Annotated in this window: 9 protein-coding genes; 5 read left to right on the top strand and 4 right to left on the bottom strand. The window is 61.3% G+C overall.

Translation table 11 applies throughout. The features are described from left to right. The first annotated feature begins 56 nt into the window (after nt 1-56). Together BT116_RS20060 and BT116_RS20055 are read left to right on the top strand one after the other, a co-directional pair. Nucleotides 57-1,460, top strand: a complete 1,404-nt coding sequence (locus BT116_RS20060) for a type VI secretion system Vgr family protein (protein WP_072346601.1) — start codon at nt 57-59, stop codon at nt 1,458-1,460. Between the two features lie 126 nt (nt 1,461-1,586). Then, a complete protein-coding gene (locus BT116_RS20055; protein WP_063322121.1) occupies nt 1,587-2,135 on the top strand; it encodes a cytochrome b in 549 nt (182 codons plus the stop codon). A gap of 6 nt (nt 2,136-2,141) precedes the next feature. Here BT116_RS20055 and BT116_RS20050 read toward each other — a convergent pair whose 3' ends face one another. Next, nucleotides 2,142-3,050 (bottom strand): 1-aminocyclopropane-1-carboxylate deaminase/D-cysteine desulfhydrase, encoded by a 909-nt coding sequence (locus tag BT116_RS20050; protein ID WP_072346599.1) that lies wholly within the window; start codon nt 3,048-3,050, stop codon nt 2,142-2,144. Nucleotides 3,051-3,231: 181 nt separating this feature from the next. Beyond that, complete coding sequence (locus tag BT116_RS20045; RefSeq protein ID WP_072346597.1) at nt 3,232-5,271, bottom strand: oxidoreductase; 2,040 nt, start codon at nt 5,269-5,271, stop codon at nt 3,232-3,234. Between the two features lie 240 nt (nt 5,272-5,511). On the opposite strand from BT116_RS20045, the gene BT116_RS20040 reads away from it, so the two are divergent. The 3 genes from BT116_RS20040 (at nt 5,512) to BT116_RS20030 (ending at nt 9,072) form a co-directional block, all read left to right on the top strand. Next, nucleotides 5,512-6,729, top strand: coding sequence for a DUF3422 domain-containing protein (locus BT116_RS20040; protein WP_072346595.1), 1,218 nt, complete (start codon nt 5,512-5,514; stop codon nt 6,727-6,729). 172 nt (nt 6,730-6,901) lie between these two features. Further along, nucleotides 6,902-8,032, top strand: a complete 1,131-nt coding sequence (locus BT116_RS20035; RefSeq protein ID WP_072346593.1) for a carbon-nitrogen hydrolase family protein — start codon at nt 6,902-6,904, stop codon at nt 8,030-8,032. A gap of 2 nt (nt 8,033-8,034) precedes the next feature. Beyond that, entirely contained in the window at nt 8,035-9,072 is a 1,038-nt protein-coding gene (locus tag BT116_RS20030) for an AraC family transcriptional regulator (protein WP_072346591.1), read from the top strand. Nucleotides 9,073-9,376: 304 nt separating this feature from the next. On the opposite strand, the gene BT116_RS20025 is transcribed toward BT116_RS20030, so the two are convergent. Next, on the bottom strand, nt 9,377-10,270 hold the full coding sequence (locus BT116_RS20025) for a DUF2242 domain-containing protein (RefSeq protein WP_072346589.1): 894 nt from the start codon (nt 10,268-10,270) through the stop codon (nt 9,377-9,379). A 376-nt stretch (nt 10,271-10,646) separates the two neighbouring features. Then, nucleotides 10,647-12,518, bottom strand: coding sequence for a SurA N-terminal domain-containing protein (locus BT116_RS20020; RefSeq protein WP_072346587.1), 1,872 nt, complete (start codon nt 12,516-12,518; stop codon nt 10,647-10,649). Nucleotides 12,519-12,578 lie beyond the last annotated feature (60 nt).

Genomic DNA, 12,578 nt, shown 5'->3' with positions numbered 1-12,578 from the left:
TTTTCCCCTGCGGTTTCGTACCCTCTGCGCCTCTCTCCCTGCCAGTAGGAGCTGCGATGCGCAACGACACGGAAAGTCCCTTCAGCCTGACGCTCACGCAAAGCGGCTTGCAACTGCAAGTCTTGCGGTTCAATGGCCGCGAAGCCCTCAACCAGCCATACCGTTTTGACCTCGAACTGATCGGCCTGGCCCCGCCGATAGATCCCGAGCTGCTCTTGGGGCATCCGGCCTTCCTGCGCCTGGAAGGCGAATCAGGCGTCCATGGGATTGTCCACAGCGTTAGCCTCAGAGCCCTGGCGCCGCGGCGTATCGGCTATCGTGTGACGTTGGTTCCCTACCTCCAGCAACTGGAGCAAGGCCCACAGCGCCGGGTTTTCCATCGGCTCAGCGTGGTGCAGCTGCTGCAACGCCTGCTGGAAGAACACGCGCTACCCGTCGACAGCTACCGTTTCGAACTGCCCCATGGGCTGTATCCGTGTCGCCCGTTTTGCATCCAGTACGACGAAAGCGACCTGACCCTCCTGCAACGACTGTGTGAGGAAGAAGGCATTCATTACCACTTCGAACACGCTCTCCAGGGCCATGTCCTGGTGTTTGCCGAAGACCCGAAGAGCTTTTCCGCGCGCCCCATCGAGCTGCCCCTGCGCCCGAACGAGAGCCTGCTGCCGGCCATCAAACGCTTGTATTTGCGTCACCATCCGATGACACCTGGACGGCCCGTCGGGTTCAGTGACCGGGCCCCGCCCGAAGCCGAGGACTCGGCGGCGAATCAACCCCTTGAGCGGCTCGATCACGAAGCCATGCGCGGCAACCCGGCCTTGGCTCACCGTTACCAGGCCGGTCGCCGCCACCTTGAACGGCTGCGCTGCCGGCAACGGGAAATCCATGGCCACAGTACCCAACCGGCCCTGCACGGCGGCGACATCGTGCAGGTCTGCGAACACCCGGTTTCCACCTTCAACGATCAATGGTTGATCACCGAGGTCCAGCATCGCGGACGGCAGTTCTCGATCCTGGAGCCGGACCTGCCCGCCGCACCGTCGGCCCGTGACTACCGCAACCGGTTCACCGCCATTCCCTGGTCCACCACATTCAGGCCAGCCCTCAAGCACCCCAAGCCCCCCGTCCCCGGATACCACCTGGCCCATGTACTCGGCAGCACCGGCCAGCCGGCCAGCCCCGATGAACGTGGCCAGGTGCGTGTCAGCCTATGGGCGCCGGACCAGGACGGCATTACGCTACCCGTGTCGCGGCTGACGCTGGATGGCAGCCCCAGCCTGATGGCCGGCAGCGAAGTGCTGGTGAGTTTTCTCGATGGCGACCCTGATCGACCGGTGCTGTGCCCTGGGGCTGTCGATACCGGCGCACATACCGCCACGCTGCCGAAATCACCCCGTGGGGACCATGATGCGGGGCTGCTGTTGGACTGGCTGCTGAATCCGCCGGACTTGACTCCCTGACTCAACCCTGTGTCTTCATGCCGGCAAAACTGATCTAGCTCATGCAAACCCAGCGAAACGGGCTTACAGTAAACGGATAACGCCGCTCTAGACGGCGCTCTACCCTGATCGTTGGAGAGACCTGCAATGCCCTGGAAAAACTCAGAAAGCCGCTACAGTACCGTCACGGTCACCTTGCATTGGCTGATGCTGGTTCTGCTGGCCGTGGTTTATGCCTGCATCGAGTTCCGCGGGATTTTCCCCAAGGGCAGTGGCGGCCGGACCCTGATCAAGGAAGCGCACTTCATGCTCGGCCTGACGGTGTTCCTGCTGGTCTGGCTACGCCTGTTCGCCCGCAGCATGGGGAAGGCTCCGGCGATTTTCCCGGCATCGCCTGCATGGCAAACCGTTCTCGCTCGCCTGATGCATTGGGCGCTGTACCTGTTCATGATCGCCATGCCGCTGCTGGGCTGGCTGATCACCAGCGCCGAAGGGCATCAGGTGATGTTCTACGGTTTCGATCTGCCCTTGCTCATCAATCAAGACAAGGATTTCGCCAAGCAACTGGAAGGCTGGCACGTGCTGGGCGGCACCATCGGCTATTGGCTGATTGGCCTGCATGCCTTGGCGGGGCTGTATCACCACTATGTGGTACGGGACAACACGTTGCTGCGGATGATGCCCAAACGCGGCTGAGCGCCGTTACTCGAACCCCCGGCGGCCTTGCAAACCGCCGGTGTGGACGAAGACCAGACGGGTATCCGGGGCAAACCGTCCGGCCTCGACTTGCGTCTTGAGCAACATCAAGGCTTTGCCGGTGTACAACGGCTCCAGTTCGATGGCCGTCGTGTTTTCGATGAACTCGGTGAGTTCGGTATCGACCCGGGCGAACCCGCCACGGCTGCCGTCGAACAATTCATAAGGTGGGCTGCAAAGGCCCGCCTCCCCCACGATGCGTTCGACTTGCTGCACCACGCCATGGTCCTGGGGCACCGCCAGCACGCCATAGACCGGGCGCTGTCCCGCTTCGGCCAGCACCAGTCCGGCCAGCGATGTTCCAGTACCGCAAGCCAACCACCAGCCGTGATAATCCGCCCATCCCAGCGCCGCCAATTGTTCACGGACACTGGCCACCCACGTCATGCAGCCTTGCGCCCCAGGCAATCCCGAACCGCCCTCGGGTACCGGATGCAAATGTGGATAGCGGATCTGCCACGGTTCCCAGAAATCCGCTGCGTGCCGCTCCCGGTATCCGCCATACCCCAACCAGTGCAAGTCCATGCCAAACGCTTTCAGGTCGCGCACCGTCGGCGTGTCCCGGGGGTGACCGCGCAATAGCCCGGCCGTGGGAAAGCCGAAGCGCCTGCCGGCCGCCGCCAACGCATGCAAATGGTTGGAATACGCCCCGCCCAGGCTCATGACCCCCTCGGCGCCGGCCTCATGGGCGGCGCGCAAGTGATGGACCAACTTGAACCACTTGTTGCCGCTGATTAGTGGATCGATCCGGTCCAGGCGCAACACCGCCACTTCGACACCGGCACGGGCGAGCCAGTCCAGGTGAAGGGGTTCGAGTCGGGGTTGGGGATGCCAGTCGAGGGCGGGAAGCAACATGGCGACAGATCGGGTGGAAACGGGCCGGTATCTTAACAGCTGGCGGGGGACTTCAGGTTCACCCCTCCCCACTGTGGGAGCGAGCTTGCTCGCGATAGCGGCAGATCAGCCAACATCCATGCAACTGACTCACCGCAATCGCGAGCAAGCTCGCACACAAGGGTTTTCCTGGGATTGAACCTTACAACTGCGCCGCCAACCGCGAACCCTGGTTGATCGCCCGCTTGGCGTCCAGTTCCGCCGCCACGTCGGCGCCGCCAATGAGGTGGACGGTCTGCCCCGCCGCTTCCAGGCCCTCCTGCAACTCACGCAGCGGATCCTGGCCGGCGCAGATCACGACGTTATCCACGGCCAGCACTTGCGGCTCGCCGGTTTCGCCGATGCGAATGTGCAGGCCGTCGTCGTCGATCTTCAGGTACTCGACGCTGTTGAGCATCTGCACCTGCTTGTTCTTCAGGCCCGTGCGGTGAATCCAGCCGGTGGTCTTGCCCAGGCCGTCACCGACCTTCGAGGTCTTGCGTTGCAGCAGGAACACCTGGCGCGCCGGTGCATGGGGTTCAGCCTTGATCCCGGCCACGCCGCCGCGGGCCTCGAGGTGGGTGTCGATGCCCCACTCCTTCCAGAACGCCTCACGGTCCTGGCTGGTGGCGACGCCCTGGTGAACCAGGAACTCCGACACGTCGAAGCCAATACCGCCGGCACCGATCACCGCGACGCTGCGGCCCACCGGCTTGCGCTCGAGGATCACGTCCAGGTAGCTCAACACCTTGGCATGCTCCACCCCGGGAATCGCCGGCACGCGCGGCGCGATGCCGGTGGCGAGGATGATCTCGTCGTAGCCGCCGGCCACCAATTGCGCCACATCCACCCGGGTATCGAGGCACAGCTCGACATGGCTGGTCTGCAATTTGCGTTTGAAGTAGCGCAGGGTTTCGAAGAACTCTTCCTTGCCCGGCACGCGCTTGGCAATGTTGAACTGCCCGCCAATTTCACTGGCCGAATCGAACAGCGTCACCTGGTGCCCACGTTCGGCCGCCACCGTGGCCGCGGACAACCCGGCGGGGCCGGCACCGACCACGGCGATTTTCTTCACCTGAGTCACCGGCAGGTAGTTCAGCTCGGTTTCATGGCAAGCCCGGGGGTTGACCAGGCAAGTGGTGAGCTTGCCGCCAAAGGTGTGATCCAGGCACGCCTGGTTGCAGCCGATGCAGGTATTGATTTCATCGCTGCGACCGGCAGCGGCCTTGTTGACGAACTCCGGATCGGCCAGGAACGGCCGGGCCATGGAGACCATATCGGCATCGCCTTCAGCGAGGATCTGCTCGGCCACTTCCGGAGTGTTGATGCGGTTGGTAGTGATCAGCGGGATGCTTACCGAACCACGCAGCTTGGCCGTGACCTTGCTGAACGCCGCCCGTGGAACCTTGGTGGCGATGGTGGGAATCCGCGCTTCGTGCCAACCGATACCGGTGTTGATGATCGTTGCGCCGGCCTGCTCGATGGCCTTGGCCAACTGGACGATCTCGTCCCACGAACTGCCACCTTCCACCAGATCGAGCATCGACAGGCGAAAGATGATGATGAAGTTCGGGCCTACTGCCTCACGCACCCGACGCACGATTTCCACCGGCAGGCGCATGCGGTTTTCATAGCTGCCGCCCCAACGGTCGGTACGGTGGTTGGTGTGGGCCGCCAGGAACTGGTTAATGAAATAACCTTCCGAACCCATGATCTCGACACCGTCGTATTCGGCCTTCTGGGCCAGTACCGAACAGGTGACGAAATCGCTGATCTGCTTCTCGATACCCTCCTCGTCCAGCTCCTTGGGCTTGAACGGGTTGATCGGTGCCTGGATCGCGCTCGGTGCGACCTGCTTGGGGCTGTAGGCGTAGCGCCCGGCATGGAGAATCTGCATGCAGATCTTGCCACCGGCCTCGTGTACGGCCCGGGTCACGATCTGGTGCTTGAGCGCTTCTTCTTCGGTAGTCAGCTTGGCCGCCCCGGAGTACACGCCGCCCTCGTCATTCGGCCCGATCCCACCGGTGACCATCAGGCCCACACCGCCCCGGGCGCGCTCGGCAAAATACGCCGCCATGCGTTCGAAGCCGCCGGGTTTCTCTTCCAGGCCGGTGTGCATCGACCCCATCAGGGTACGGTTGCGCAACGTGGTGAAACCCAGGTCCAGCGGGGCCAGCAGATGCGGGTAATGAGAGGCGGTCATCGGTAACTCCACAACGGGCGATCACGGGGAAAAGCGCAAACTCTGCGGCTTGCGTCTGTCATGACCCACAGCGTAAGAGTCCGGATGCGGGCGCTCAATGACCGTAACTGACAAGTTAATGATCCAAATGTGCAGCGCACCGATCAGCTGCGCGTGACTCTCGCTGGAATGCACCAGTCCTATCAACGCTGGTCCAGGTGCTCAACCCTAAAATAACCCTAATAACACGGTCGCCCTCGCATGCATCCCCAACGAAAAATGCTGCACAACGAGTTGCACGCCCGCCCGTCGCTGTACTTCGACGAGCCGGCCCACGTCTTCCACCTGGCGTTTCTTGGCGACAATGCCCAGTGCAACGCGTTGCTCGAGCGACTGTGCCCGGAAACCGTCGCAGCAGAGGCCGCACAAGGCATCACCCGCCTTGAAGGCCATCCACTCAAGTGGGAGCGCCACGCCGAGTTCTTCACCCTGACCCTGGTCGTTCCCGCCAGCACCAACGAACTGCACTGGACAACGCTGCCCGAATGCCTTGCCCAGGGTATCGAAGGCCATTCCCAGCACCTCATCAATGCCGTTCAGGTAGTGGTGCGCGCCGAAGCCGGTCTCGACCTGCCCAGCTACGGTTTCAAGGACCCGTGCGGCTCTTGCGTGGGCGGTGGCGATGCGGTGGTCTGGAGCGATTTTCGCCTGACCGAGGACGGCACCAACCGCCTGCTGTTCATCAACCGACGGCTCAACGCTTATCGTCAGGGCCGCATGATCCGGCGCCTGCTGGAAATCGAGACCTATCGCATGATGGCGTCCTTGTCGCTCAATACCGCCAAGGCACTGGACCCGCAACTGAACGAATTCGATCGCACCCTGGTGAGCCTGTCCGAACGCAACGCCAATGCCAGCGGCGTGCATGCCAAGGCCCTGCTGGAGAACATCGCCCTGCTGTCTCGCCAGGTCGTCAGCAGCACGGTCAAGAATCGCCACCGTTTCAGCGCCACCCGCGCCTATGCCCAACTGGTGTTCGAGCGCCTGGGGGAGTTGCGTGAAAGTCACCTGGGGGAATGCCAGCGGCTGGGCGTGTTCATCGAACGGCGTTTCAAACCCACGGTGCGTTATTGCGCAGCCACCGAACAGCGCCTCGAGCAACTGGCCATGAGCGTCGCCAACCTGGGTGACTTGTTGCAAGCACGCGTACAGGTCGAAATGGAGGATCAGAACGCCGAGATCCTGCGCAGCCTCAATGCACGCGCCGATGCACAGATAAAGATCCAACGCGCGGTGGAAGGCCTGTCGATCATTGCCATCACCTACTACCTGATCAATCTGTTCAAACTGGTCTATAGCGGGCTGCACACCTTGGGCGCAAGCCTCTCGGCCCGCGAGGCACTGCTGGGCATGACGCCACCGGTGCTGTTGATCATGCTGCTGATTCTGATCCGCATCAGGAAGGCCAAAAGTCATTAGTGCGCCTTGCTCGCGCGCAGGGTGTCCAAGGATTCCATGGACGCCTTGGCGCAGGCCTGGCGCAAGTACAAATCAGCGCCCGCCCTTCGCTAATCCCTTGTTTTACCGTACCCTGCCCTGTAGCTCCTGATGAAAAATCACGAACCTGCACACGGCCGCTGACTGTTCTCCCATGCGCAAATTTCTGTACCTGCTGTTTTCTCTGGCCTTGATTGCCGCCCTGATCACCTACGCACTGTGGACGACGGATCGTCCGACGGGTCATTACCTGTCGGACCTGCGCATCAGCCTGGCGGTCGATCAGGGCACACCCGCCGACCGCGGTAACCTGCTGGGCATCCAACCCGAACTGTTCCCCACCGACTACCAGAGCCCCGAGCGCCTGCATCGCAAACTGGCAGCCTATCTGCAGACGGCTCGCGACCAGGGCTTTCTCAATGCCAGGACCGTGGTGGTGCTGCCCGAGCACATCGGCACCTGGTTGATGGTCGGCGGCGAAAAAGACGAGTTGTACCAGGCCACCAGCCTGAAGGAGGCCATGAACTGGCTGGCGGTCAGTAATCCGCTGGCGTTTATCCGGGCATTGATCAGCGCTCAAGGCGATAGCCGACTGGACGATGCCTACCTGCGCATGAAAGCCGAGCGCATGGCCCATGACTATCAAGCGCTGTTCGGTGGGCTGGCCAAGGAGTTCGGTATCACCCTGGTGGCCGGCTCCATTGTGCTTCCCGAGCCCAGTGTCAGTGACGGTGAACTGAAGATCGGTCGCGGTGCGCTGTACAACAGCAGCCTGGTGTTCGGCAGCGATGGCCGGCCGATCGGCCAGCCACAACGCCAACGACATCCGGTGTTTGAACAACGTGACGTGCTTGGGGCCGACCGCCCGACTGCTGTCCAAGTCATCGACACCCCCGCCGGGCGCCTGGGCGTGCTGATCGGCAGCGACAGTTGGTACCCGCTCCACTACCGGCAACTCAACGACCAGGGCGCGCAACTGATTGCAGTGCCCGCATTCATCCTCGGTCGCGACACATGGGACAAACCCTGGAGCGGTTATAAAGGCCTGTCCACGCCGAGCGAGGTGAGCCTCAAGCCAGGTGAAGTGAGCGAGGGCCAAGCCTGGCATCGCCTGACACTGACCGGCCAATTGCCCATCAGCCAGGCCCAGGGCGGCGTCAGCGTGTTCCTGCGGGGCCAGTTCTGGGACAGCGGCAGCGCCGGCCAGAGCTTCATCAGCCACAACGGCCAACATTTCCCCGATGGCAACGCCCGCGGCGCCCGCCTGCTGAACCTGTGGTTGTGAACATGAAACCGCAGCCGATGCGCCTGGGCGACCTGTCTGTGGGCTTTGTCCATAGCTTGGCTGACGCCGTCGCCAGCCATGGGCAAGACCCTCAACCTCTGCTTGAACAGTACGGTCTCGATGCCGCGCGCCTGGCCGAGCCCGGGGCACGATTGTCGATCCCACGCTACATGCGCCTGGGCCACGCCGCGATTCAACAAACTCAGGACCCGGCCTTGGGCCTGCGCATGGGCCAACTCGGCCGCTTGAGCCAGGCCGGGCTGGCGGGCGTTACCGCGGCCCAGGCGCCCACCGTGCGCGAGGCCGCCCGCTGCATGATCCACTTCGAGCCGCTGTACGGCTCCAACTATCGCGGCCAATCGAGTTTCCATGAAGATGCCCGAGGCGCTTGGCTACGGTTCTATTCCATCAGCCCGTATAACGCCTACAACCGCTTTGTCGTGGACTCGATCATTGCCGGCTGGCTTGCGCAACTGTCCAGCGTCAGCGGCATCGCGCTGCGGCCAGAACGCATCGAAATCGAATTCGAGGCGCCGGCATACGTGGAGGCCTACCGCACGCTCGGTGACTGCCCGATCCAATTTGGCGCCGAACAGAATCAACTGCGCCTGGGCCTGGACAGCCTCGCCCAGCGCAACCCACAGCATTGCCCCAGCACCTGGCACCATCTGCTTCAGTTGTGTGAACGGGAACTGGAACAACTGACCCGCACCCGCAGCCTGCGCGAGCGCATCATCCAACTGCTGGGACCGTTGCTCAACGGCGGCCGGGAACCCGACCTGGAAGAAGTGGCGGCTCGCCTGAAGCTGCCAACCTGGACCCTGCGTCGCAAGCTGGCCGAGGAAGGCACGCAGTTTCGCGCCATCCTCAACGACACCCGCCGCGACCTGGCCATGACCTACATACGCGATACCGAACTGGCGTTTGGCGAGATCGCTTATCTATTGGGATTCGCCTCAGCCGAGGCATTTCAACGAGCCTTCAAGCGCTGGAACAACCAGACACCCGGAGAGTTTCGTCGTAGTCACCGAGGGGTTTGAGCTTCAAGAACCTGGCTAGGTGCTTACCATTTGTAGCTTGTCGCGATCCTTACAACTCCGTCGCATCTTCGGCGGGTTCCAACGGGTCCAGTTCATACGCCTGGTATTCCAGCAGCTCTTCCTGATAATCATCCATTACGTGTCCTTCCCCTGTCATTGAAACCGATGCCTTATGGCGCTGGCATCAGCATAAAGCTGCTTTATGAATAAAACATGAAGCAAAGGCTTCATGAATTAAACGTAGCACAGGGTCGGGAAATTACTGTGTAAAGAGTGACAGGGCGTTACTCCCTGCCACTGAACCTCAGGATGATGGAAGCGGCTGGATCGGCTCGGTCGGGGGCGGTAACGAGCTGGACGGTGGTGGCGGTGGTGTAACGGTTTGCGTCGTCGGCGCAGACTCGAACGACTCGGGCGCAATCGACTCGGGTGCAATCGGCGCTGGTTCGCTCGGCGGTGCGACGGGCTCCGAGACCGTGGGAGTGGTTTCGACGGGGGCCGGCGCGGCCTCTTCCACCGGGGTGGCTGGCGCAGGGGCAATCGGCTCCGGCTCCGGCTCCGGCGCAGGCGCTGGAGCAGGCATCAGGGCAGCCGGTTCGACCTTGGTTTCCGGAATGCCCAGTTCAGTTTTCGGTTTCTCGGCGTTATCGGCGTTATCGGTCGCTTTTTTCGCCTCGGGAGGCAGGAACAGCTCCACCAGGGCAAAGAAGCGCTCATAGAACTTGGCCGCCGACACGGTTTCGCTGGCAACCTTGACCATCGAATCATCCGAAGAGCCGATCGGCATCGATACCGAACCCAACACGCCCACGCCCAGGCTGGCGGAGTTGTTGATCTTCTTGAGGGCATAACGATCCTGCAAGGCGTTGGCGAACATCGTCGCACGATGGCCACCGCCGTCTTCGGCACAGACCAGGTTGAAGCTGATTTCCATATGGGTGTCGCCGGTCTGCTGGAAGCTCTTGTGACCGCTGACCAGCTTCGGATCGCTGCTGGTGATGATGTAGCCCTGGCTGAGCAACGCCCGACGCCCGGCCTCGCAGGTCGCCGCGTCGCTCACTGGATAAGTGCGCGAGAACGTGCCGGAGTCGTCGAAACTCTCGTGCTCGTAAATGGCGGCTTTCTTCGACGAGCAACCGGCTGCGGCGGCCAGCAACAGTGCAAGCCCGACGGTGCGCATGGGAAATGATTTGAACATTGAACATCCTGAGAAAAACGGTCCGGGGCGTATTGTGCAACAGAACGCGACCCGGCAGCGTGGCTAATCTTGTTTCAAAGGGGTTACAAGTTTACTGGGGGTTGTTTGCAGGAAAAAGACGCCAACCGGATAGATCGACGAACACCCGTTTTCCAGGCAACAAGCAGATACAAAAACCTGACGGTTCGGGCTAATGCTGTCCACTTCAGCGGTCAATGAAGTTTTTTATTCCGTTTCCAGAGACGTGGTTTTATTTGGACATACACCCAAAACCTAAAACCCAAGCCCAAAAAAACGGCGCTTCCCAGTTCTGAAGAAGCGCCGTTTTCTCTAAAGCGAACAGCATTACAATCAGGCTTGGCCAAACCTCAAGCAATTAGAAACGCTTGATATCTGCCTGGCTCTCCAACTGCTTGCGATATGCCGCAAAGTCCTGCTGGCCAACACGGGACGCGAGGTAGCGGCGATATTCCGCCTTCTCTTCGTCAGTCGGTGCCGCGGCTTCGTTCACGCCATTCAAACGCACGACCATCAGGCTGCCATCAGGCAAGGTCACGCTGGTGAACGTCGGCTTGTCCTTGGACTCAGGCTTAGGCATGCGGAACAGTGCTTGCAGCACCGCCGGGTCGATGCCTTCCTGGTTGCGGGTAGCCGCCTGGGTAGCTTTCCAGCCTTGGCCTTCGACCGGCTTGTCCAGTGCAGCCTTGCCATCGCGCAGGCTGGCGATCAGCTCGTCGGCACGGGTCTTGGCTGCCGCGCTGGCATGTTCCTTGGTCAATTGAGCACGAATCGGCCCTGCCACGCTTTCCAGCGGCAGTTGCTCGGGCTTGCGGTGCTCCTTGGCACGCAGCACCACGACGGTTTCCGGGTCCAGCTCGATGGCGGTGCTGTTGGCACCCTCATCCAGCACTTCCGGACTGAACGCCGCAGTAACGACCGCACGATTGGCCGCAATCCCTTCGCCGCCTTCACGACCGAAAGGGGCCGATGTATGGACGGTCAGCTTCAGATCCTGGGCGGGTTGCGCCAGGTCGGACGCTTCGAACGAGGCATCTTCCAGTTGCTTGGTCGCCTCAACGAAACGCTGCTCCACCTGCTGAGTCTTCAGCTCGCGGGTCAGTTTGTCCTTGAGGCTGGCAAATGTAGGCACTTCAGGCGCTTCGATTCCCAGCAGCTTGATCAGGTGCAGGCCAAAATCGGTGCGTACCGGTGCCGATACCTGGTCCTTGTTCAAGGCATACAAGGCCTTTTCGAACTCCGGATCGTAGACGCCAGGACCGGCGTAGCCCAGATCGCCGCCGTTGTTAGCCGAACCCGGGTCCTGGGAAAACTCCTTCGCCAACGCTTCAAACGACTCGCCTTTGGCCAGGCGAGCCTGGATCTCTTCGATCTTCGTCTTGGCCTGGGCTTCGGTCACCTTGTCGTTCACTTCGATCAGGATGTGTGCAGCCCGACGCTGTTCGGACAGGTTGGCGATTTCTTTCTGATAGGCCGCCTGCAAGTCTTCGTCCTTGACGCTGACCTGATCGAAGAAAGAGGCCTTCTTCAGTTCGAGGTAATCGATGACCACCTGGTCAGGCGTCATGAATTCCTTGGCGTGCTGGTCGTAGTAAGCCTTGACCTCATCATCGGTCAGCTTGACGGAGGCAGGGTCCGCCTTGATGTTCAAGGTGGCGAAATCACGCGTCTGTTTTTCCAGGCGTGCAAATGCCAGCACTTGGGCATCGGTGACGAACCCGCTGCCCGCCAGGCCGGCGCGCAACTGACCGATCAGCATTTCCTGAGCCAGCATCTGGCGGAACTGCATACGGCTATAACCCAGCTGGCGGATCACCTGATCGAAACGCTCGGGGCTGAATTTGCCATCGACCTGGAACTCAGGCGTCTGCAGGATCACTTGATCAAGCGCAGCGTCGGAGAAAGCGAATTTCGCATCGTGTGCGCCTTGCAGCAACAACTTGCGGTCGATCAGGCCCTTGAGCGCCGAATCACGCAGCATTTTTTCGTCCAGCAGGGAGGCGTCGAAATCCTTGCCCAGCTGTTGCATGAGCTGACGGCGTTGCATGTCGACCGCCTGGCTCAGCTCGTTCTGACTGATGTTTTCGCCGTTGACCTTGGCCGCTTCGTTGCTGTTGGTAGTGGCTTTGAAAATGGCATCGAAACCGGTCAACGCCATCAATGCGACGATGACCCCGATGATGGTCTTGGCAATCCAGCCTTGTGAATTGTCCCTGATATTCTGCAGCATGCGTCCCCCAGAAACGGTTGAACTTCAAATTTAGGCAACCGTGGAGCGTGGGTAGAATCC

The organism is Pseudomonas sp. NFACC16-2 (genome assembly GCF_900119205.1).
Lineage (GTDB): Bacteria > Pseudomonadota > Gammaproteobacteria > Pseudomonadales > Pseudomonadaceae > Aquipseudomonas > Aquipseudomonas fluorescens_Q.
This window is presented reverse-complemented; position numbering and strand designations above follow the sequence as displayed.

Excerpts from the sequence above, each read along its gene's own strand:
- BT116_RS20060 (WP_072346601.1), top strand. The coding sequence starts at position 57 with ATGCGCAACGACACGGAAAGTCCCTTCAGCCTGACGCTCACGCAAAGC.
- BT116_RS20055 (WP_063322121.1), top strand. The coding sequence starts at position 1,587 with ATGCCCTGGAAAAACTCAGAAAGCCGCTACAGTACCGTCACGGTCACC.
- BT116_RS20050 (WP_072346599.1), bottom strand. The coding sequence starts at position 3,050 with ATGTTGCTTCCCGCCCTCGACTGGCATCCCCAACCCCGACTCGAACCC.
- BT116_RS20045 (WP_072346597.1), bottom strand. The coding sequence starts at position 5,271 with ATGACCGCCTCTCATTACCCGCATCTGCTGGCCCCGCTGGACCTGGGT.
- BT116_RS20040 (WP_072346595.1), top strand. The coding sequence starts at position 5,512 with ATGCATCCCCAACGAAAAATGCTGCACAACGAGTTGCACGCCCGCCCG.
- BT116_RS20035 (WP_072346593.1), top strand. The coding sequence starts at position 6,902 with ATGCGCAAATTTCTGTACCTGCTGTTTTCTCTGGCCTTGATTGCCGCC.
- BT116_RS20030 (WP_072346591.1), top strand. The coding sequence starts at position 8,035 with ATGAAACCGCAGCCGATGCGCCTGGGCGACCTGTCTGTGGGCTTTGTC.
- BT116_RS20025 (WP_072346589.1), bottom strand. The coding sequence starts at position 10,270 with ATGTTCAAATCATTTCCCATGCGCACCGTCGGGCTTGCACTGTTGCTG.
- BT116_RS20020 (WP_072346587.1), bottom strand. The coding sequence starts at position 12,518 with ATGCTGCAGAATATCAGGGACAATTCACAAGGCTGGATTGCCAAGACC.